The sequence below is a fragment of the Pseudomonas sp. 24 E 13 genome (assembly GCF_900004715.1).
Lineage (GTDB): Bacteria > Pseudomonadota > Gammaproteobacteria > Pseudomonadales > Pseudomonadaceae > Aquipseudomonas > Aquipseudomonas orientalis_A.
The window spans coordinates 57,927-79,213 of the sequence record NZ_CVTO01000115.1; the positions used below are offsets into that span (position 1 = coordinate 57,927).

Genomic DNA, 21,287 nt, shown 5'->3' on the forward strand with positions numbered 1-21,287 from the left:
GTTTAACGGGGCGCCTGAGATCAAAAGCAGATCAAGATCAAGAGCGGCTCGCTTCGCATCGTGGTTACCGGCTACGGCGGTGTGTAGCTATGCCCCGATGTGTAAAGTCGGTAAATGCATCGGTGACTGACACATCGCTATCGGGAGCAAGCTCCCTCCCACATTTGGACCCGGGTGTATCTCGGACCAGACTCGGTAAGGGTTCATGAGAAGAATTCATGAATGCGCCAGGCGCCGGCATGTTCAACCGCGCAGCACCAGTGCCATATCCGGGTATTGCGCGCACAGGAAGTCGACGAAGGCGCGCACTTTGGGCGCGGCCAGGCGCCTGGAGGTGTGCAATACCCAAAGCTGCGGCTCGATCCCGGCGACCGTGCCCCATTGCACCAGTTCGCCCCGGGCCAAGGAGGCTCCGGCGATGGACTGGGGAATTAGGGCCGCGCCACCACCGGCGATCGCCGCATCGCGCACCATCAGTAGCGAAGAAAACTGCAGCCTGGGGATCGGCTCCAGTATCAACTCCCCGCCGTCCAGGTGCCATTGGGTCGGCGTGAAGCCCGTTGTGACGATGCTGCCTACGCACCTGATCGCGCCAGGCTGCGGTTTGGGTATTTGCGGCGCTGCCACCACGATCAGGCGGTCGGTGGCGAAGCACCTGCCGACCAGGTCGCTGTCCGGGCTCGGGTTGATGCGAATGGCGACGTCGAATTGTTCTTCAACCAGATCCACCTGGCGATCGTCGGCCACGACCTCAATCACAACCTCCGGATAAGCTGCGCAGAAGCGGGCGCCAATCGCACCCATGGCCAGCTGGGAGAACAGGATCGGCGCCGCTACGCGCAAACGACCGCGTGGCGTCGAGACGCCCTCGCGTGCGGCGGTCATGGCGTCAGTCACTTCCCCCAGCGGGCCCTGGGTTCGCGACATCAGCAGCTCGCCGGCTTCGGTCAGTTTCAGCCCGCGCGCACTGCGCTCAATCAGTCGCACACCCAGCTGCTCTTCCAGGTCGGCGATTCGGCGCGACAGCGTGGCCTTGGACACGCCGCTCGCACGGCTGGCCTTGCCCAGGCCTTCGTGGGTGGCGACCTGGATGAAGTCGATCAGCGCGTTGAGGTTCATGGTGTTCCGTTTTTGAGGCGAGGTGTCTGGATTCTGTGGTCTTCGTTTTCGTTATGCAACGGTTTACTTTGCATTCGAACCCCAACCCACTGATCCACCCGCAGGAGTTTCAACCATGAGCATTCTTGTCATCGGCGCCACCGGCACCCTCGGTTCACTCGTCACCCAAGGCCTTGCCGCGCAAGGCGCGCAGGTCAACGCCCTGGTGCGCCAGGCAGGTAAACGGGCATTCCCGGCCGGCGTCACCCAAGTGGTCGGCGACCTCACTGATGTCGCGTCCATGCGCGCCGCGCTGGCGTCGGTGCGCACCCTGTTTCTGCTCAATGCCGTCACGCCCGACGAGGTGACGCAGGCGCTCATCGCGTTGAACCTCGCTCGGGAGGCCGGTATCCAGCGCATCGTTTATTTGTCCGTGATCCATGCCGACACTTTCACCCGGGTGCCGCATTTCACCGGCAAGCACACCGTTGAACGCATGATCGACAGCCTCGACCTTCCGGCGACGGTATTGCGCCCGGCGTACTTCATGCAAAACGACCGCATGGTCCAGCAGACGATCCAGGACTATTCGGTGTACCCGATGCCTATCGGCTCGGCCGGTGTGGCCATGATCGATACGCGGGACATTGCCGATATAGCCGTTGCAGAGCTGTTGCGACGCGATCGGTCCGCGACTGCGCTGGAGCGCGTGACGCTGGAACTGGTGGGGCCGCAGGCGCTGACGGGAGCCGGCGTGGCCAAGCTCTGGAGTTCGGCCCTGGGCCGCGAGATCGCCTATGGCGGCGATGACGTTGCCGCGTTTGAAACACAGTTGGCCGCCTACGGTCCGGCCTGGCTGGCGTATGACATGCGCCTGATGATGGAAGGTATCCAGGCGTTCGGCATGCAGGCAGCGGAGGGCGCCGTGGCGCGGCTTGAGGCGATCATCGGGCGCCCGTTGCGCACGTATCAGGACTTCGTGAGTGAGTCGGTCACCAAAACAACCGCTTAATCCGCTGCCTGTGAGCGCGGTCGAGCCTCGCCATGGCTCGACCGCTCAGGTATTGAATCAGGGATGAAACCTGCGCCCCAGCGCATCCAGGCGTACGGCGATCGGTGGCAGGCGTTCGCTGCTGCGGGCCAGGGTTTCCACGTCGTCGGCGGTATTTTGCGCGATGTGCTGCACCGATTGCAGACGCTCGACAATTTCCAGGTTCGCCGAGCTTTGTTCGCGGGTGGTGGTGACGATGCGGCCATTGAGTTGGTCGATATGCGCAATGTCTTCGCCTACTGCGCGCAGCATATCGACGGCCACTTGGCTGTCTTCCACGCAACGCTCCACACCCTGGCGGCTGTCGTGCATGGCTTCGACCGCCTGGCGGCTGCCTTGCTGCAAGCCTTCGATGATGGTCCTGATTTCCTGGGTGGAGAGGGCGGTGCGCTGGGCCAGGCTGCGCACCTCGTCGGCGACCACGGCAAAACCACGGCCTTGTTCGCCGGCGCGGGCGGCTTCGATGGCGGCGTTGAGGGCGAGCAGGTTGGTCTGGTTGGCGATGCTGCTGATCACCTCCAGCACCGAGCCGATTTGCTCCGCCTGCACGGCCAGCGATTGCACGGTCGATTGCGTGCCATTGATGCGCGAGGCCAGTTGCGTGATTTCATGCTGGGCGCGCCCCACGCTTTGCTGACCGCGCTCAATCTGCTGGCTGGCTTGGCCGGCATGCTCCACGGCCTGTTCGACGTGCACGGTGATGTGACCCGTGGCGTCTTCCATGCGCTGCATCGAGCCGGTCATTTCATTGATTTGCGCCAGTTGATGCCGCGCGCCTTTTTCCAGAGTGCCGCTGGCCGTGGCCAGTTCCTGGCCGAGTTGGCCCAGGCCATGGGAATCGCGTGCGACGCCGTCGATCAGGTGAGTGAGCTGCTGCAGGAAGTGGTCGAAGCGCTTGGCCAGGGACACGCGCTCCTTGTCCTCACCCTTGGCCGTTTCTTCGCTGAACTGCGAGGTGACGGCGAGCATTTTTTCCAGCATTTCCTGGCTTTCGACCGCCTCGGCGTGGCTGTGCACGGCGAGGTAGAGCAGGGCGACGGATTCCATCACCACATAGAAGGCGTGGACGAAGATCATGGTCCAGCCGCCGTGGTGTTCCATCACAAACACCGGCCAGCCTTGGTGCTGCAGGGCGTGGAACACCAGGTGATGCACGGCGATGGTCAGTGCCGCCACCAGGATCGGCAGCCAGTCACGGTAGAACGTCAACACCGCGAGCAGCGCGAAGATACCAAAGTGCGCTTCGATCACACCGTGCGCCTGATTGATGTGCAAGGCGGCCATCACCATGAGGCCTGCACCGAGTGCGCAGCGCATCACGCGGGTGCCGCCGATGGCGCGATACAGCGCGGTCAGCACCACGCCGGTGCCGCCACCGACGATCAACGCCTGGGTGAAGGTGTCATGCCAGAACCCCAGCCCGAGGGAGAACAGGAACATCAGCCAGATCAGCGCCAGCATGATGCGGTCGGCCTTGCGGTAGTGCTCCAGAAAGCGTGTGCGGAGGGGCATTCACGTTTACTCCATGTGGGTTGGCCAGGAATCTAGCACGCGGCGTGCCACGCGCGCGGCCGGTAAAGAGCCAGGCGGGTGCGGCGTCAAGGTCCGACAATCGGTTATCGGCACGTCGCAGGGAGACTTTAAGAACGGCTGCCCGAGCGGGCAGCCAAGGTTGCAATGACGATCAGAAGCTGTACTTGGCGGTGAGCATCATGTTGCGCGGGCTGCCGTAGGAGTCGCCGCCATAGCTGACGGACTCGGAGATGGACTGGTAGTAGTGGCGGTCAAAGATATTGTTGGCGTTGAGTTGCAGATCCAGGTGCTGGTTGACGCGGTACCCGGCCATCAGGTCGGTGACGGCGTAGCCGCCTTGCTTGAGCCGATAGGTACTGCCGTCCGCCAACTGGATGTCGTTGTACATGCGGCTCTGCCAGGACACGTTGCCGCCCACGCGAAGTTTTTCCAGCGGGCCCTGGAAGTTGTAGCGGGTGGTGACCTTGAACAGGTGTTCCGGGGTGTCGGTGTCGAACTGCTTGTTGACCTTCTGCGGGTTGGCGGCGTCCTTGATCGTGTGGGTGCGCGCGTAGGTGTAGCCACCACCGACCTGCCAGTTCTCGGTCAAGGCGCCCTGCAATTCGAAGTCGATACCCTGGCTGCGAATCTCCCCCGAGGCTTGATAGCAGGACGCCTGCGGGCAGTCCGGCACAACGATCTGCACGGCACGGTTTTCCTGGTCGACACGGAACAGCGCCACGCTGGCATTCAGCGCGCCACCCAGGTATTCGCCCTTGATGCCCACTTCATAGTTTTTGCCGACAATGGGCTTGAGCGGAGTGGCACCGGTGCTCTTTTCTTTTTGCGGCGTGAAGATGTCGCTGTAGCTGGCATACACCGAGTGCTGGTCATTGAGCTCGTAGATCAGGCCTGCGTAGCGGGTGAGGTTGCGGGTGACCTTATAGTCGCCGTCACCGTCGCGGTTGTCATAGTCGTACCAGTCCAGGCGCCCGCCGAGGATCAGCTTGAGTGGGTCGGCCAGGCTCAGGCGCGTGGTGACGTAGACACCGTCCTGGGTGGTGACGTCACGCTGGTTGGTGGTGCGGGTGAAGTTCGGCTTGCCGGCATTGATCGGCCAATTCAGATCGTACGGGCTGTAGTTGTGGGTGGTCATGTCGAAGATGCGCTTGCTGGCGCCCACCACCAGCTCATGGGTGCGCCCGAATGCCTGGAACGGGCCGCTGACGAAGGCGTCGATCCCGGCCTGGTTTTCATCGATGGCGGCCTGGTACACCGTGCGGCCCAGGGTGTTCTCGACCCAGCGCGACTGGTAGGAGCCGGAGAACAGCGCATCTTGTTCGGCGTAATTGGCGTTGACCTGCAGTTTCCAGTCGTTGGCCAACTGCTGGCGCAACTCGACGAAAACGGTGTTGATCTCCTGGTCCTTGTTCTCCCAGTCGGTACCGGGGTTGTAGGAACGCGACAGGCCAAGGTGATGGCCATCCAGGCCGATCATCGACGAGCCCCAGAAGTAGTTGGTCTTGTCTTTCTGGTTGGAGTAGCCGAGGGTCAGGCTCGTGTCCTCGCTCAGGTCGGCTTCGGTCACGGCATAGAACAGGCCGTGATCCTGCTCGACCTTGTCGATGAAACTGTTGGCGTCGCGGTAGGAGGTGACCACCCGGCCACGCCAGGTGCCGCTGTCGTTGAGGGGGCTGGAGGCGTCGAGTTCGCCACGGTAGTCGTCCCAACTGCCGGCAGCGCCGGTCAGGGTGACTTTCTGCTCGTCCAGGGGCCGCTTGCGAATCAGGTTGATGGCCGCCGCCGGGTTGCCGGCGCCGGTCACCAGGCCGGTAGCGCCGCGTACCACCTCGACGCGATCGAACATCGCCAGGTTCGGCTGAGCGCCTACATTGACGCCGTTATAGCCACTGGGAATGCCGTCGTACATCAGGTTGTCGACGTTGAAACCGCGCGCGGTGTAGGCCTGCCGACCGGGGCCGTTGGAGTAGTTGAGGAACAATCCCGGGGTGGCATTGACCACATCGTTGATGCTGGTCATCGCCTGGTCATCCATGCGCTGACGGGTAATCACGGTGACGGCCTGTGGGGTTTCGCGCAGGGTCAGCGGCAGCTTGGTCGCGGTGCTCATGGAGCCTGTGGTGTACGACTGGCTGCCCTCGGTGGTTTCGCCAAGCTGCTGGCCGGAAACCTCTGTGGCGCCCAGTTCTATAGTGGCGGGCTGAGTGGCGGCGCCGGTGGCGAGGGCCGCGTGGGAGGTGGTCAGACAGATAGCCATCGCTATCAAACTGGGTGAAAACCCTTTACCGCCGTGGTGTTGCACAGACATGAACGTAACTCTCCCCGAATGCCGTCCGTGGCGAACAATAAATCTGTTGATAATTATTCGCATCAGTGTGGCAGATCGGGTCTGTAGGAAAAAGCCCTAAGAATGAATCAGTTAACGAATTTTTCACGCGCAGAACAGTGGCGTTTTGCCGCCTCCCGCTAGGTGAGGACGATTTCGTAAGGCTCACGCATGTGCTCCAGCAACACTTGGGCGAGCATCGGCGCCAGGCCGATGGCGGGGTCGCCCGTGAGCTGGCTGGCATAGGCATGCAAGGCGTGGAGTTTGTGCGCCACGCTCCAGGTGTCCAGGCACACCTTGCGCGCACGCTGCCACGGCATCACCGAGCCTTCGCGTGCGGGCCAGTGCCAGGCCCACATCGGCAGCTCATACAACCGCGCACCGACCCGATTGCATGCGTCGGCGCTGGCACGGCCGACGGCTTCGTGATCATCGTTGCCATCATGGCGCCAAGTGGTAAACACCACGTCATCCGGCATCAGGTAACGGGCGATGAATTGGCTCATCTGTTGCTCGTGGCTGGCCAGGGCGTTGTCGCAAAACCCGCCACGAATCCATTTCAGGCTGTGCAGCGGCATGCCCAGGCGGCGCAGCGCTTCGGCGCTTTCCTGGGGACGAATCACACTCAGGCGCCCGGCCGACCAGACCCGGGAGCCGGGGTGGCTGGCGCTCCCATCGGTGATAGAGATCAGTTTCAACGGGTTTTTACGGGTACTGAGCATTTGCAGCAGGCCCCCGCAGATGAGCACTTCATCGCCCGGGTGCGGCGCGATCACCACCACGCGGGCACTCGGCGGTACGAGGCCGGCCAGACTGATGAAGGGAATCTGCGCCAACTGTGGCGCGCTGTTCCAGATTTGCGCGGGGCCGCGACGGCCCTCGCTTAACGAGGCGGTTCTCATGGGGTGCTACATCCTTGTCGGTTGACGCTCTTGTGCTCACCTCAGGCTGCGCTGCGGTGAGTGCGCGGCGCTCCGATCCTGGAGCGCCGTGCGAGAAGGTATGAGCATAGACAACGACGAACGGGCGCAACGTCGTATTTTTACGAAACCTGCAGCAGGCCCTTCAAGTAATCACCGAAGCCACCCTGGGCGCGGCAATCCAGGCGTGCGCTGGTAATTACCTGGGGGGAATGGCTCCAGGCGATGGACGCGCCGCAGCGCTCCAGATTGCGCACCAATTGCACATCCTCATGGCAGGCCAGCGGTTCAAAGCCACCGGCCTGTAAGTAGGCGCTGGCGCTGATGCCCAGGTTGGCGCCGTGGATATGCCGGTGCCCGTCGCGGGCTTCGTAGGCCTGGTGATAGCGTATCTGCGCCGCCGCGTCGAAGCCTTCGCTCCAGGCGTCAACGGTCACGGTGCCGCAGACCGCGTCGCAGCCCAGCGCCAGTTGCGCCACCAGCCAGTCCGGGGCAACGCGGCTGTCGGCGTCCGTACAGGCGATCCAGCGCGCGCCCTGATTCAGCAGATGCCGCGCCCCTGCACCGCGGGCATGCCCGACATTACGTGCCTGCACCGGCAGGCTCTGCACGCCGTGCGCTTGGGCAATCGCCGCACTGGCATCGCTGCAACTGTCGAGGACGACCAGGATATGCACTGCTTCACCCTGCAATTCCGGATGGATGGCTGCGATTGACGCAGCGTTCAGACATTCGCCCAACAACGCTTCTTCGTTATGCACCGGAATCAGGATGCCGATCATCGCAGGCCCTCAAGGCGTGCCACCGAGGCGCCATCCCGGCCCCACAGGTCGAGCAGAAAATCGTCTTCATGGTGGCGTACCACCGCGTGCAGCCCCAGTCGTTGCTCAAGCAGCGCATGCACCTGTTCGGCGGTTTGCGGGCAGCCTTCGATGCGCGGGCGCCAATGGCAGGCCAGCAGTTGGCCGCCCTCCGCCAGGGCGGCGAGGCAGTGCTCGGCCAGGCGCTCAAGATCAGCAGCGTCCAGGTAGTAACAGAACTCGCTCAATACGATGAGATCGAATTGCCCTGATGGCCATTGTTCGGGCAGACAGCGCTGCTCTATCTGCACGTTGGAAAAACCGGCCAGCCGCTTGCTGGCCAGCGCCACCGCAGCGCTCGCCGTATCGCAGCACAACAGGCGATCACAGCGCGCCGCCAGCTCGGCGCTCAACTCGCCATTGGCGCAGGCGGGCTCGAACACCGAGGTGTAGCGCGCCCGGGTCAGGACGGCCAGGGTCAATGCGCGTTTGCGTTGTTCATACCAGCGTTGACGAAACGCCCAGGGATCGTCGTTGCCCTCGAACATCCGGTCGAAATAAGGCGTCGTCACGCTCACACGAACACCACTTCAAAAGGTTGCAGCAAACGCTCCACCACATAGGGCGCCAATACCGGCGGCAGGCCGACTTGCGGGTCGCCCTCCAACTGGCTGGCGAAGGCGTGGATGGCATGGCGTTTGCGCGCCACCTGTTCGGGCGTCAAAGGAATCTTGCGCGCCCGGTCCCAAGGCACCATGCCATCTTCGGCGGTCGCCCAGTGCCAGGTCCACACCGGCAGTTCGTACAGGGTCGCGCCCACTGCCTGGGCGGCTTTTGCGCTGGCGCGGCCGACCGCCTCATGGTCGCAATGCCCGTCTTCACGCCAAGTGGCGAACACCACGTCGTCGGGCTTGAGGTAGCGCTGGATGAAGGCGGCCAGTTCTTCCTCGCGCTCGGCGACCTTGCTGTCGGTAAACCCGGCGCGCAGCCACTTCAAACTGTGCAGCGGCAAGCCCAGGCGGTGCAGGGCCTGCGCCGATTCCTGCGGGCGCACCACGCTCAGGCGTTGCACCGGCCACAGTTCGGAGCCCGGATGGCTGGCGCTGCCGTCGGTGACCGAGATCAACTGAATGGGCCGGTCCAGGGCAGCCAGGCCCTGCAGCAAACCGCCGCTGCCGAGCACTTCATCGTCCGGGTGCGGGGCGATGATTACCGCGTGTCGCCCCTGCGGTACCAGTTGCTCGACGCTGATATGCGGCAGTTCAGCCAGGCGCGACGACGTTTGCCAATAATGCAGCGACGTGCCCTGGCCAACAATCGGGTTGGGTTTCATAACTGCCACCTCCCTGACGGCTCGCCCGCCACCTGTTCGCCCAGGGCGGCGAGGTCGCGTTCGGCATGACTTTGACGCACATACACCGGCAAGTCCGCCATCAATTGGGCGAAGTGCGGGTCCTTGCAGTAAGGCCCGGCACCCACGGCGCGCCCGACATGATGGATCACCTGCTCGACGGTTTCCTCGACGCACGCGCGCACTTGTTGGGCCAGCAGCCGGGCATCGGCGGTCGGTGCCCGGTCGACCTGCTCGGCGCTGGCGCGCAGCACGCAGGCCGCACTGTTGAGTGCGCTGTCCACCGCGCCCAGGTGGGCCAGGGCATGGGGCTCGGGATGCTTGGCGCACTGCTCGCGCAGCACTTCGGCCAGGCGCTGCGCCGCGCCATACCAGCACGCCGCAATGCCGATGCCGCCGTGCCAAAAGCCCGGTCGCGCCAGGTAGTCGCCCGGGCCGCCCACCGCAAGGCCGCGTGCCTCGTTGAAGACGATCTCGACACTGCCTGTAGCCGCCATGCCTACCGCATTCCAGCCTTCATTGGTCACGGTGACGCCGGGCTGGTCCATCGCCACGGCAACCAACTGCTGGCGATCTTCTTCATCCCACGCGGTCAACAACCCGTGCGAGACAACGGAGGCCCCGGAGCACCAGGCTTTACGCCCGTCGACAATCAGCCGTTGACCGTCGCGCCGCACCCGCGCCCTGGCGCTCGGCGGCTCGGCGGCCCACATCCCCCAGGTGCTGCCCAACGGCGGCAGCGGGCTGTCGAGCTCGGCAATGATCGCCAGGGCGTCGGTGTGGCCTTCGAACAGTTTGCACAAGCGCAGGTCATGGCCGGCGACTTGCGCCAGCCCGCTGTAACGCTCCAGCGTCTGGCCGCTGCCGGGCAAGGGCAGCTGGTCCAGGCCTTCTTCCTGAAGGTCCTTTAAGGCATTACCCAGGGCTTGCGTATTGGCATAGCCCCGGTAGCCGGAAAGGAATCCGTGCAACGCCATGTCACACCTCGTCGTCGTGATGCAGTTCAAACAGTAGCAGCGAGCGGCCGGTGGCGGCGTACTCGTGCTCAAATTCAAAGCGCTCCTGGCCACGCACTGCCGGGTCATTGGTATCGAGCAGGCAATTCCAGTACTCGCCCTGGGGCACCGGTGGCAGACGGAAATTGACCATGTCGTGATGGGCATTGACCACCAGCAACAACGTCGCGTCGGCGCCGGCACGGCGAATCCCGGTCTCCTGAGCGCGGCCATCCATCAGCATGCCCAGGCAACGGCCATGGCTGTCTTCCCACTGCTCGGTGGTCATTTCATTGCCATCCGGCGCCAGCCAAGTGACGTCTTTTACGCCGATATCTTCGTTGTAGTCACCGACCAGGAAGCGCCCACGGCGCAGGATCGGGTACGCCAGGCGCAGCTTGATCAGGCGCTTGACGAACTTGAGCAGTGCCTTGCCGTCGTCGTCCAGGTCCCAGTTGACCCAACCGATCTCGCTGTCCTGGCAGTAGGCATTGTTGTTGCCGTGCTGGGTGCGGGCGAATTCATCGCCGGCCACGATCATCGGCGTGCCTTGGGCCAGCAGCAGGGTGGCGAAGAAGTTGCGCATCTGGCGCAGGCGCAGCGTGTTGATTTCCGGGTCGTCGGTAGGGCCTTCGGCGCCGTGGTTCCACGACAGGTTGTTATTGCTGCCGTCCTGGTTGTTCTCGTCGTTGGCTTCGTTGTGCTTGTCGTTGTAGGACACCAGGTCATGCAGGGTGAACCCGTCATGAGCCGTGATGAAGTTCACCGAGCTGTAAGGCCGGCGCCCACGGTGGTTGAACATCTCGCCCGATGCGGTCATGCGTCCGGCGAAGTCCGCCAACTGGCCGTCGTCGCCTTTCCAGAAGGCACGCACGGTGTCGCGGAAACGGTCGTTCCATTCCGCCCAGCCCGGCGGGAAGTTGCCCACCTGATAGCCGCCGGGGCCGCAGTCCCAGGGTTCGGCGATCAGTTTGAGCTGACGCAGGATAGGGTCCTGGCGGCATGCCACGAGGAAGCTGTGACGTTCGTCAAAGCCGTCGCGATAGCGGCCGAGGATTGTCGCCAGGTCGAAGCGGAAACCATCGACGTGCATCTCGGTCGCCCAGTAACGCAGGGAGTCGGTGACCATCTGCAGCACGCACGGGTGACTCAGGTCCAGGGTGTTGCCCGTGCCGGAGTCATTGATATAGAAGCGCTTTTCGTCGGGCATCAACCGGTAGTACGAGGCGTTGTCGATGCCGCGCATGGACAGGGTAGGGCCGCGCTCGTTGCCTTCGGCAGTGTGGTTGTAGACCACGTCGAGGATCACTTCGAGCTTCTGCTCATGCAGGTGCGCGACCATCTCCTTGAACTCGGCGATCTTGCCGCTGGCCAGGTAGCGCGGGTCGGGGGCAAAAAACGCAATGCTGTTGTAGCCCCAGTAGTTGGTCATGCCTTTTTCCAGCAGATGCTGGTCGTTGACGAAGGCATGCACGGGCAACAGCTCGACCGAAGACACCCCCAACTGGCGGATATGCTTGAGCACGTCATCTTCCATCAGCCCGGCGCAGGTGCCGCGCACGGATTCGCCGACCGAAGGATGGCGCATGCTGATGCCGCGCAGGTGGGTTTCATAGATGATCGTACGGTCCCATGGCACGCGCACCGGCTGGTCATTGCCCCAGGTGTGCGCCGGGTCGATGACCTTGCACTTGGGCACGAAAGGCGCGCTGTCGCGCTCGTCGAAGCTGAGGTCGTCGTCGGGGTGGCCGATGGTGTAGCCAAACAGCGCTTCGGACCATTTGAGTTCGCCCACCAGTTGCTTGGCATAGGGGTCGATCAGCAATTTGTTGTGGTTGAAGCGATGGCCGTTTTCCGGGTCGTAAGGGCCATACACACGGTAGCCGTAAATCAGCCCGGGGTGGGCGTCGGGCAGGTAGCCGTGGAAAATCTCGTCGGTGTATTCGGGCAGTTCGATGCGTTCCAGTTCCACTTCACCGGCAGCGTCGAACAGGCACAGTTCGACCTTGGTGGCGTTGGCGGAAAACAGCGCAAAGTTGACGCCCAGGCCGTCCCAGGTGGCGCCAAGCGGGAAGGGCAGGCCTTCACGAATCCGCGACGGCTCATGGTCCGGCGTGGTTGAGGCTTTATCGGGTTGGCTCATGGTGTTGCTCCTGCAAGGGTTCTTTTTTCGGGCCGAACGCGGCCGTACTGACAGTTATTCAGCGTATGACGTAGATAGATAAAGGCCCCCTGACGGCGATGCGCTCAGGGGGCGCGGCGATCGATAAGCTTAGGGTTTGGGCTTTTTCGGTGCTGCGGGCTTCTTTGGCGCAGGCTTGGCGGCGGCAGGCGCCGCAGGCTTGGCTTTGGGTGCAGGCTTGGGCGCTGTCTTGGGCTTGGCGGCCGGCTTGGGCTTGCTTGGCGTCAATGCCTCGGCTTCGGCCAGCTTGCGCGCCATTTCCCAGTGACGAGCATCTTCACCGTGGGGTTTGCCTTCGGACTCCCAGATCTGATGGGCCAGTTCGCGGATGCGTTTGTCTTCATTACTCATCACACACTCCTCAGAAAATGTTCAGCTTTCTTGAATATCGGCATTGATAAAGACATTGACCGGGAAATCCCCCAGGGCAGCGCTGATCAACAGCTCCTTGTCTGGTGTGACTGCGCTTGTTTGAAAAAGTCCCTTCCAGTTTTGTGTTGTGGCGGCGAACGGTAATTTCACCCGCGTATCGCCCCAAATCCGGGCAGGAATCAGGGGTTGCAGCGCATTTTCGAGCAGGCGCCGGGGCCAGCGTGGCACCACCACCAACACGTGTCTGCCCTGCAGTTCTCGGCAGAACGCAACGACATGATCGGCCTGTGGGCCAACCACCTCCAGGGCGGTGTAGGCGCCGTCGCTGAACAGCTCGACGTTAGCCTTGCGCAAGGCCAGTACCTGCGCGATCACCGCTTGCTTGATACGCCCGTCGCGCCAGCTGGGCAGCAGTTCACCGATGTCCGCCGGGTTATCCAGTGCGCGTTGCCGCGCCTGGAAGTCCACCGGACGCCGGTTGTCCGGGTCGACCAGACTGAAGTCCCAGAACTCATCGCCCTGGTACACGTCCGGTACACCGGGCACGCTCAGGTGAAGCAAAGTCTGCGCCAGCCCATTCAAGGCGCCGGCGGGGGCGATGGCCTGGGCTGCGTCGGCAAGCGCGTCGCGCAAGGGCTTGCCGGTTTCACTGAGCAATACGCCGTGCAGGAACGTCTCGACGCCGCGCTCATACGCCTCGTTCGGCGCGCTCCAGCTGCTTTGCAGCTTGGCTTCGCGCAGCGCTTTCTGTTGCCACTGCCAGAGGCGTTGTTGATAGGCCTCAAGGTCGGGGTTCGGCTCCAGCGGCCAACTGCCGAGCAGCACTTGATAAAGGATCAGCTCGTCGCCGGCTGATGGGCTGTCAGCCGTCTCGCGCAACGGCGCGGCCAGGCTGCGCCAGTGTTCCACCTGCTCGGCATACCAGGGCGCGCATTCACTCAACACCGCCAGGCGCGCACGGGTGTCTTCGCCACGTTTATGGTCGTGGGTGGCGGTGGCCAGCAAGTTATGCGGAAACGTCTTCAAGCGCTGCTGGTTGGCCCTATGAAAATCGGCCAACGGCGCGCTGAACTGCTCGGTGCTGAAACCCACGTCGTTACGCGACAGCAACACGGCCGAACGATAGAACGCCGTGTCTTCCACGGCCTTGGCCGCGGCGGGCGAGGTCAGTTGCTGGAAGCGCACACAGGCATGCTTGAGCATCTTGCGCTCGCGGCCCAGCGGGCGATTGCGCCACGGTTGACCACCCAGCCATTTCTCCAGGTGATCAAGCACCGGCCAGTCGCCCTCGTTCAGGGTACTGCGCGCGCCCTCCATGGCCTGTTGGAAGACCTTGTCGTCGGCTGCGCTGCGCCCGCGAGCACTGATATAGGTGCGGTACACCGGAAAATGCACGATCAGTTCCTGCAACGCCCGGCGGATCGCGCCCAGGGTCAGGTCGCGGGTCATCACGTCGTCACGGGCCACTTGCAGCAGCGCCTGGGCCACACTCTCGAAGTCGCCGCCCAACGAACCGTTGAGGATTTGCTGGCGGGCCAGCCGCGCCTCTTCGATAAACGCTGACGGCCGTTCGCTGTGGCGCGACCACAACTCGGCCAGCGGCGCGAAGCCGTCCGGGTGATGCTGCATCAATGACAGTTGGTTCATGAATTCGTAGCCGGTGGTGCCGTCCACTTGCCAGTCTTCGCGCAGGGTCTCGCCTTCACCGAGGATTTTCTCCACGAAGATCGGCAAATGCCGCTGCGGCGACAATGCATCCACGCGGCGCCGCAGCTTGCGGCAATAACCCCGTGGATCGGCCAGCCCGTCGATATGGTCGATGCGCAGGCCATCGATCAAGCCTGCGCTGATCAACTCGAAAATCTTGCCGTGGGTGGCTTCGAACACCGCCGTGCGCTCCACGCGCAGGCCGCCCAGTTCGTTGACGTCGAAGAAGCGCCGCCAATTGATGTCGTCCGCCGCCGTGCGCCAGCTGGCGAGGCGGTAGGTCTGCTCTTCCAGCAGCCGATGCAGGCGGGCGAACCCCTCAGGCGTGCGCCCGTCGAACGCGGCGAGGCGCTGTTCGATGGCGGGCAATACCTCGCTGGCCCGTTCGGCCAGCGCCTGTTTCAGCCAGCCGGCTTCGGCGTAGGCGTCGTCCTGGTACGCCAGGGCGGCAAAGCGTTCGGCCAGCGGCTTGAGCGGTTCGTCGTTGCCCAGAATCAGTGCGTAGTCCCGTGGACAGATCGGGAAACGATGCTCGTAGTGCTCAACGTAAAAGGCCCCGTGTGCCGCCTCGAATTTCAGCACCAGGCTGCCGCTTTGCAACGCTTCGCCGTAATCGCTGCCAAGGAACGGCATCAGCAGTTGGCCCTTGAGCAGCGGGTCGGGTGAGTGCCACTGAATATCGAAAAATTCGCTGTAGGGGCTCAAACGTCCCCATTCCAGCAGGTCGAGCCACCAGGGGTTGTCGGCGCCGCCCACGGCCATATGGTTGGAGACGATGTCGAGGATCAAACCCATATCGTGTTCGCGCAACGCAGCGACCAGGCGCTGCAACGCGGCCTCGCCGCCCAGTTCCGGGTTGACACACGTAGGGTCGACCACGTCATAGCCATGCATCGAACCGGCCCGCGCCTTGAGCAGGGGCGAGGCATACAGGTGACTGATGCCCAGTCGGGCGAAATACGGCACCAACGGCACCGCATCATCCAGGGTGAAGCCTTTATGAAATTGCAGGCGCTGAGTGGCGCGCAGGGGCAGTGCTTTCATCGGTCACGCTCATAGGCTTGGTTGCGCGCAACGGCCAGCAGCTCGAGGCGGCGCGCGGCGCCGGCATTGTCGAGCAGGCTGGACGCTTCACCGGGCAGGCGGCGGCGCCAATTGGGGTGGGTGTCGGTGGTGCCGGGCAGGTTGGGTTGTTCTACCAGGCCCAGCGCATCCTCCAGGGGCAGCAGCACCAGCGGCGCACGGGTGTGGGCGAGGTAGCGCACACTGGCATCGATCATATGGTCGGTGTCGTTGCGGATCTCATCGACGAAGTTCTGCGGGTCCTGGCTCAGGGCCTGGCGCAATGCCTGGCGTTCGCGCAGGCGGTGTTCGCTCCATTGATCCACGGTCGGCGCGTCGATCAGGCCCAGTTCGATATTCCACTCGATGTCGCGGCTGTGCCACCAGCCGTTGAGCGTCGGCAAGTCGTGAGTACTGGTGGTGGCCAGGGCGTTGTCGGGCCAGTCGAGGATGGGCCTGAACTGGCCGTCATGGTTTTGCTCGAACAGCAACACACGCATGCCCAGAATCGCCCGGCTGCTGAGTTTTTCGCGCAGGCCGTCGGGCACGGTGCCGAGGTCCTCGCCGAGGACAATGGCCTGGTGACGATGGGATTCGAGGGCCAACAGCCGCAGCATGTCGTCCACCGGGTAGTACAGGTAGGCGCCTTCGCGCGGTGAAGCCCCGTTCGGGATGACCCACAGGCGTTGCAGGCCCATCACATGGTCGATGCGCAGGCCGCCCGCGTGGGCGAAATTGGCCCGCAGCATTTCAATAAAGGCACGGAAACCGTGACGCTTGAGCCCCTCGGGCGAGAACGCGGAAATGCCCCAGCCCTGGCCTGCACGGTTGAGAATGTCCGGTGGCGCGCCGACGGTGAGGTCGGCGAGCAATTCGTCCTGGCGACTCCACGCCTGGCTGCCACCGCCGTCCGCACCCACCGCCAGGTCGGCGATCAGGCCGATGCCCATGCCGCTGCCACGCGCGGCCTGTTGCGCGCGCTGCAAACTGCGCGCGATCAACCACTGGGTAAACGCGAAATAGCCGATTTCATCACGGTGCTCCTCGGCAAACTGCGCCAGGGCCGGGCTCTGCGGCGTGCGCCAGTCCTGCGGCCAGTGACGCCAGTCGAGGTCTTCCCCGGCGGCGGCGCGCAATGCCTGCACCGCTTCGAAACGGCAGTGGTTTTCCAGGGCTTCGCCGCCGGCCTGGCGGAAACTCTGGAAATCGGCATGCTGCGGATGATGGCCGTGGCGGAAATCGTCATACAGGGCGCGCAACAGGCGCTGCTTGACCTTGGCGGCGGCAGGCCAGTCGATCAGGGTCAGCTGTTCCAGATCGTGCAGCTCATCGGCCAGGCCCGTGGCCTCGATGGCATTGCGCACTTCACGCTCGCCCAGGATGCACCCGGGCGAGGCATACAGGCTGTTGAGAAACAGCCGGCTGGAAGGCGAGTAGGGGCTGTAGCGCTCGGTGTCGGCGCTGAACATGGCGTGCATCGGGCTGATCGCCAGGGCGTCGGCCCCGCGCTCGGCGGCCGAACGGGCCAGGTGCTCCAGGGCCAGGGTGTCGCCGAAACCGCCGTCGCCGAGGCGGCGCAACGAGTACAGCTGGGCGCTGAGGCCCCAGGCGCGGGCAGGGTCGTTTTGCACCGCTTCGGCCACGCTGTAGCACTGCGCGGGGGCGACAGCGAGGGTGAAGGTCTGGCCGTCGATATGCGCCTGGTGGTAGCCAAGGGCGATCACGCCGGGCAGCACGGCATCACCATCAAGACGAAGCTCCAGGCTTTCGCCATTTTCCAACTGCACGCGGCACGGCGTGTCCGGTGCAAAGAAACGTGCGAGGTCCAGGCCTTCACCGCTGTCGACGGTGATCAGCGGGGGCAGATGCTTATCCTGCTGTACCTGTTCCAACGCCTGCAGGCTGGCCTCGATGTCGGCCTCGGTATCGGCCGGGTGACCCAGCCCCTTGAGCACGGCGCGCAGGGCGTCGGGTTTCACATGTTGCGGGCGACCGTTGGCATCGATCCAATCGACGGCCAGGCCCGCGCGGCTGGCGAGTATTTCCAGGTTCGCATCGCTCAAGACTGTTCTCCAGCAGGGAATAAGGACACGCGTGCACTGAAGGGCGGCAACTGCGCCGCCGCAGACTCGGCAGGCGTTTGAAAAATCACGTGGGACGCAGCCTGCCGATCGACGGGCTCGCTGCTCAGGTTCAGGTCGATTTGCAACACGCTGCCATTGCCCAGGCGCCAGCGCGCGCTGACGGCGCTGTCAGCCAGCACCTGCGCGCCGAGGGCCACGCTGCCAGGCAGATGAGGCACCACGTGTCGATGGCGCAGACTCAGCAAGTGGCGATAGAGCTGGGCATGCTCGTTTTCCGCCAGGGTTGGCCTGGATTGCAGGAAGGTCGTCAAGGCGTTGGGATCGGGGATACGTTCGCGCTGCTCGGGGTCATGAAACGCGGCGAAATCGGCGAACTCGCTGCGTCGACCTTCACGCACGGTCTCTGCCAGTTCCCCGTGATGGTCGGTAAAGAACAGGAAAGGCTCGGCAGCGTTGACCTCATCGCCCATGAACATCAGCGGGATCATCGGCGACAGCAGCAACAGCGCGGTCGCCGCCTTCAACGCCTGGGGCGGGCACAACTGGTGCAGGCGTTCGCCCAGGGCCCGATTGCCGATCTGGTCGTGGTTCTGCAGGAACGCCACGAACGCAGTGGGAGGCAGATCGCCGCTGGGTTCGCCGCGTGCGTGGCCGTGGCGGGTGGTCTGGCCCTGATAGATAAAGCCTTCACCCAGGCAACGGGCGAGTTTGGCCGTGGTCTGCTCGGCGAAGTCGCTGTAGTAGGCGTCGGTTTCGCCGGTGAGCAGCACGTGCAGCACGTTGTGGAAGTCATCGTTCCATTGTGCGTCGAAATCATGTTTGAGCAGGCCGGCCTGGTTGAGCTCGTTTTCCAGCATCAGCCACACATGGCGCCCGCTATCGACCTGCTGGCGCACGCGCTGCGCCAGCTCCTGGAGAAAGCCGGGGTTGTCGATGGCGTGCACGGCGTCCAGGCGCAGGCCGTCGAAGCGGTATTCCAGCAGCCACATCAGGGCGTTATCGAGGAAGAAATCCCGCACTTCGCGGCGTTCGAAATCGATCCCCGCGCCCCACGGCGTGTGCATGTCTTCCTGGAAAAAGCCCTTGGCGTATTGGCCCAGGTAGTTGCCATCGGGACCGAAGTGGTTGTAGACCACGTCAAGGATCACCGCCAGGCCGTGCTCGTGGGCGCTGTCGATCAGGTGCTTGAGTTGTTCGGGGGAGCCGTAGGTGGCGTGCGGTGCGTAGGGCAGTACCCCGTCGTAACCCCAGTTGCGTTCACCGGGGAATTGCGCGAGGGGCATCAGTTCGATGGCGGTCACGCCCAGCTCGGCGAGGCGCGGCAGGTGTTTCTCGACTTCGGCGTAACCGCCCATCGCGCCGACGTGCAGTTCGTAGATGACCGCTTCGTGCCACGGGCGGCCTTGCCACTCGCTGTGCCGCCACTGATAGGCGAGCGGGTCGACCACACGGCTCCAACCGTGCACGTCCAGGGCCTGGGCCCTGGAGGCGGGGTCCGGAACATCCCGTTCCCCGTCGATATTGAAGCGATAAAGCGTGCCGGCAGGGCAGGCTGTCTCGACTTCAAACCAGCCATCTGCCTGGGGCAGCATGGCGATGGATTTTCCTTCCTGCAATTCAACGCTGACATAAAACGCGTCTGGCGCCCACAAGGCGAAACGCGTGTGTTGCGCGTCCAGCATCAGTGCGCCGTGGGGCCAGGTTTCCAAAGTCCGTAACGGCATCTATGAAGACCTCTCTTGATTATTTAGTCGATTTCCCCAGTGCTTTAACCACCAGTTGTTCGTACAGCTCGGCGTAGGGTTCCACCGCCTGCGACCAGTTGAACGGTTGGGTCATGGCGCGGCTGCGCATGGCGTTGAGCAGGCCGGGGAAGGAGAACACTTTGAATGCGCGCTCCAGGGCAGCCTTGTAGCTGTCGACGGTGGATTCGTTGAACAGAAAACCGGTCACGCCGTCTTCAATGGTGTCGGCCAGGCCACCGGTATTGCGCGCCACCGGCAACGAGCCGAAACGCTGCGCATACATCTGGCTCAGGCCGCAGGGCTCATACCGCGAAGGCATCAGCAGGAAGTCGCTGCCGGCAAACATGCGGCGGGCGTCGGTTTCGTTGAAGCCGATGCGCACGCCGACCTGGCCCGGGAAGCGCAGCGCCAATTCGCGCATGGCTTGTTCTTCTTCCGGCTCGCCGCGCCCGATGATCGCGATCTGGCCACCGTTTTCGACGATGAAGCTGGCGACTGCTTCGGTCAGGTCCAGGCCTTTCTGGTAGACCAGGCGCGAGACCACGGCGAACAACGGGCCGGTGGAATCGTGCAGGCCGAACAGTTCGCGCACGTGGGCACCGTTGATGGCCTTGCCTTCCCAGTCGCCGATATTGAAGTTGTGGGTCAGGTGGGTGTCGGTGGAGGTTTCCCAGCTTTCGTCGATCCCGTTGGGAATCCCGCTGAGCAGGCCCTGCTGGGTCTTGCTTGCGAGGAAACCGTCCAGGCCGCAGCCGAATTCCGGCGTGGTGATTTCCTGGGCGTAGGTGGCGCTGACCGTGGTGATATGGCTGGAATACGCCATGCCGGCCTTGAGAAACGACATCTTGCCGTAGAACTCCATGCCTTCCTGTTGCAGGGCATGTGGCGGAATGCCCAGTTCGGGGGTGCAACCCAGGCTCACCACGCCCTGATAGGCGAGGTTATGAATGGTGAACAGGGTCGGCGTGCGTGAACCACGCCAGTGCATATACGCCGGGGCCAGGCCAGCGGGCCAGTCGTGGGCGTGCACCAGGTCCGGGCACCAGTGAATCTGCGCCAGGTTGGCGGCCATGTCGGCGGCGGCCAGGCCCAGGCGGGCGAAGCGGATGTGATTGTCCGGCCAGTCGCGGCCATTGTTGGCGCCGTAGGGTGTGCCTTCGCGCTCATACAGCTCGGGGCAGATCAGCACGTAGATGACCAGGCCATCCTTGAGGTCCATGCGCCCGATCTTGCACGGCGGCAGCGCGGCGTGGCCACCCAATTCGCCGATGATATGAATAGGGTTGTCGCTTTCCATCACTTGCGGGTAACCGGGGATCAGCACACGCACATCGTGCAAGTGAGCCATGGCGCGGGGCAGGGCCGCCGACACATCGCCCAGGCCGCCGGTTTTCACCAGGTCGGCAAACTCGGACGTGACAAACAGCACCTTCTTTCGGTTGGGGTTATGACTGGACACCGGCCGCACCGTGTTGAGGTCGACGACCAAAGAGGTCGACCCGCCAACTGGCTGACTAACACGCTCTCCCTGAATACTTGCTGCGGCACTGATCATAGTTCTCTCCAACGTGTTGGTTAGCTAATGGCCCGCTGCCATTAGCTCGATGACCGCTTCCTGCGGCCAAGCGCACAAGCGCACGACAATCTGGCAAGGCGTATGCCAGTTGCACAATTAACTGAAAAGATTGGATGGACGGGCATGTAGCGTGAATCGCGGAGTGCTCGCCTTGCCTTAAAACTTGACCAAGGGCCGAGTTGAAAAGTTTAGTTTTTTTGCGGGGTTTTTGTTTTGGAACGGACCCATCGGTCATGAGTCTAGGCCAGATCTCGGAGCCTGTCGGGTTTAAAAGGCATTTTTGTAGGACAAAAAACGTTTAACCTTATGCCTGCTGAGGCCCAGATCCAAATGTGGGAGGGGCGGTGCGACGATTCGACTTGCCCCCGATGGCGGTGGGTCACCGCTATCGGGGGATAGGTATCTACACAACTCCGTAGCGCCCAACCGTAACCACGATGCGAAGCGAGTCGCTCTTGATCTTGATCTGCTTTTGATCTTGATCT

At 63.3% G+C, this 21,287-nt stretch carries 15 protein-coding genes; 1 reads left to right on the top strand and 14 read right to left on the bottom strand.

The annotated features are described in order from the left end of the window. Positions 1-243: 243 nt before the first annotated feature. Positions 244-1,119 (bottom strand): LysR family transcriptional regulator, encoded by an 876-nt coding sequence (locus BFP90_RS12675; protein ID WP_065896858.1) that lies wholly within the window; start codon positions 1,117-1,119, stop codon positions 244-246. A 115-nt stretch (positions 1,120-1,234) separates the two neighbouring features. On the opposite strand from BFP90_RS12675, the gene BFP90_RS12680 reads away from it, so the two are divergent. Then, positions 1,235-2,110 carry an NmrA family NAD(P)-binding protein gene (locus BFP90_RS12680; protein WP_065896859.1) on the top strand — a complete coding sequence of 292 codons (876 nt, stop codon included), beginning with the start codon at positions 1,235-1,237 and terminating at the stop codon, positions 2,108-2,110. A gap of 57 nt (positions 2,111-2,167) precedes the next feature. Here BFP90_RS12680 and BFP90_RS12685 read toward each other — a convergent pair whose 3' ends face one another. From BFP90_RS12685 to glgA, 13 genes are all read right to left on the bottom strand, one after another. Beyond that, positions 2,168-3,661 carry a methyl-accepting chemotaxis protein gene (locus tag BFP90_RS12685; protein WP_065896860.1) on the bottom strand — a complete coding sequence of 498 codons (1,494 nt, stop codon included), beginning with the start codon at positions 3,659-3,661 and terminating at the stop codon, positions 2,168-2,170. A 172-nt stretch (positions 3,662-3,833) separates the two neighbouring features. After that, positions 3,834-5,990: a TonB-dependent siderophore receptor gene (locus BFP90_RS12690; RefSeq protein ID WP_065896861.1), complete on the bottom strand. Its 2,157-nt coding sequence runs from the start codon at positions 5,988-5,990 to the stop codon at positions 3,834-3,836. A gap of 158 nt (positions 5,991-6,148) precedes the next feature. Further along, positions 6,149-6,910, bottom strand: coding sequence for a PIG-L deacetylase family protein (locus BFP90_RS12695; RefSeq protein ID WP_065896862.1), 762 nt, complete (start codon positions 6,908-6,910; stop codon positions 6,149-6,151). Positions 6,911-7,050: 140 nt separating this feature from the next. After that, positions 7,051-7,710 carry a glycosyltransferase gene (locus BFP90_RS12700; protein WP_065896863.1) on the bottom strand — a complete coding sequence of 220 codons (660 nt, stop codon included), beginning with the start codon at positions 7,708-7,710 and terminating at the stop codon, positions 7,051-7,053. After that, positions 7,707-8,306, bottom strand: a complete 600-nt coding sequence (locus BFP90_RS12705) for a class I SAM-dependent methyltransferase (protein WP_065893242.1) — start codon at positions 8,304-8,306, stop codon at positions 7,707-7,709. The genes BFP90_RS12700 and BFP90_RS12705 overlap by 4 nt, the downstream gene beginning before the upstream one ends. Then, positions 8,303-9,061 carry a PIG-L deacetylase family protein gene (locus tag BFP90_RS12710; RefSeq protein WP_065896864.1) on the bottom strand — a complete coding sequence of 253 codons (759 nt, stop codon included), beginning with the start codon at positions 9,059-9,061 and terminating at the stop codon, positions 8,303-8,305. The genes BFP90_RS12705 and BFP90_RS12710 overlap by 4 nt, the downstream gene beginning before the upstream one ends. Continuing rightward, complete coding sequence (locus BFP90_RS12715) at positions 9,058-10,056, bottom strand: acyl-CoA dehydrogenase family protein (RefSeq protein ID WP_065893244.1); 999 nt, start codon at positions 10,054-10,056, stop codon at positions 9,058-9,060. Before BFP90_RS12715 ends, BFP90_RS12710 begins: the two co-directional genes overlap by 4 nt. Before the next feature lies 1 nt (position 10,057). Then, on the bottom strand, positions 10,058-12,217 hold the full coding sequence (gene glgX / locus BFP90_RS12720) for a glycogen debranching protein GlgX (RefSeq protein WP_065896865.1): 2,160 nt from the start codon (positions 12,215-12,217) through the stop codon (positions 10,058-10,060). Positions 12,218-12,346: 129 nt separating this feature from the next. Further along, on the bottom strand, positions 12,347-12,607 hold the full coding sequence (locus BFP90_RS12725) for a DUF2934 domain-containing protein (RefSeq protein WP_065885546.1): 261 nt from the start codon (positions 12,605-12,607) through the stop codon (positions 12,347-12,349). Positions 12,608-12,628: 21 nt separating this feature from the next. Further along, the gene (locus tag BFP90_RS12730) at positions 12,629-15,379 is read right to left on the bottom strand and encodes a malto-oligosyltrehalose synthase (protein WP_065896866.1); all 2,751 of its coding nucleotides are present in this window, start codon (positions 15,377-15,379) and stop codon (positions 12,629-12,631) included. Next, positions 15,376-17,460: a 4-alpha-glucanotransferase gene (gene malQ, locus BFP90_RS12735; RefSeq protein ID WP_065893247.1), complete on the bottom strand. Its 2,085-nt coding sequence runs from the start codon at positions 17,458-17,460 to the stop codon at positions 15,376-15,378. The genes BFP90_RS12730 and malQ overlap by 4 nt, the downstream gene beginning before the upstream one ends. Continuing rightward, positions 17,457-19,205 (bottom strand): malto-oligosyltrehalose trehalohydrolase, encoded by a 1,749-nt coding sequence (gene treZ / locus BFP90_RS12740; RefSeq protein WP_065896867.1) that lies wholly within the window; start codon positions 19,203-19,205, stop codon positions 17,457-17,459. The genes malQ and treZ overlap by 4 nt, the downstream gene beginning before the upstream one ends. Before the next feature lie 19 nt (positions 19,206-19,224). Continuing rightward, positions 19,225-20,781 carry a glycogen synthase GlgA gene (glgA, locus tag BFP90_RS12745; RefSeq protein ID WP_065896868.1) on the bottom strand — a complete coding sequence of 519 codons (1,557 nt, stop codon included), beginning with the start codon at positions 20,779-20,781 and terminating at the stop codon, positions 19,225-19,227. Between the last annotated feature and the right edge of the window lie 506 nt (positions 20,782-21,287).

Bases quoted from the DNA above. Each gene is read 5' to 3' on its own strand.
- BFP90_RS12675 (WP_065896858.1), bottom strand. From the start codon at position 1,119: ATGAACCTCAACGCGCTGATCGACTTCATCCAGGTCGCCACCCACGAA.
- BFP90_RS12680 (WP_065896859.1), top strand. From the start codon at position 1,235: ATGAGCATTCTTGTCATCGGCGCCACCGGCACCCTCGGTTCACTCGTC.
- BFP90_RS12685 (WP_065896860.1), bottom strand. From the start codon at position 3,661: ATGCCCCTCCGCACACGCTTTCTGGAGCACTACCGCAAGGCCGACCGC.
- BFP90_RS12690 (WP_065896861.1), bottom strand. From the start codon at position 5,990: ATGTCTGTGCAACACCACGGCGGTAAAGGGTTTTCACCCAGTTTGATA.
- BFP90_RS12695 (WP_065896862.1), bottom strand. From the start codon at position 6,910: ATGAGAACCGCCTCGTTAAGCGAGGGCCGTCGCGGCCCCGCGCAAATC.
- BFP90_RS12700 (WP_065896863.1), bottom strand. From the start codon at position 7,710: ATGATCGGCATCCTGATTCCGGTGCATAACGAAGAAGCGTTGTTGGGC.
- BFP90_RS12710 (WP_065896864.1), bottom strand. From the start codon at position 9,061: ATGAAACCCAACCCGATTGTTGGCCAGGGCACGTCGCTGCATTATTGG.
- BFP90_RS12715 (WP_065893244.1), bottom strand. From the start codon at position 10,056: ATGGCGTTGCACGGATTCCTTTCCGGCTACCGGGGCTATGCCAATACG.
- glgX (WP_065896865.1), bottom strand. From the start codon at position 12,217: ATGAGCCAACCCGATAAAGCCTCAACCACGCCGGACCATGAGCCGTCG.
- BFP90_RS12725 (WP_065885546.1), bottom strand. From the start codon at position 12,607: ATGAGTAATGAAGACAAACGCATCCGCGAACTGGCCCATCAGATCTGG.
- BFP90_RS12730 (WP_065896866.1), bottom strand. From the start codon at position 15,379: ATGAAAGCACTGCCCCTGCGCGCCACTCAGCGCCTGCAATTTCATAAA.
- treZ (WP_065896867.1), bottom strand. From the start codon at position 19,205: ATGCCGTTACGGACTTTGGAAACCTGGCCCCACGGCGCACTGATGCTG.
- glgA (WP_065896868.1), bottom strand. From the start codon at position 20,781: ATGATCAGTGCCGCAGCAAGTATTCAGGGAGAGCGTGTTAGTCAGCCA.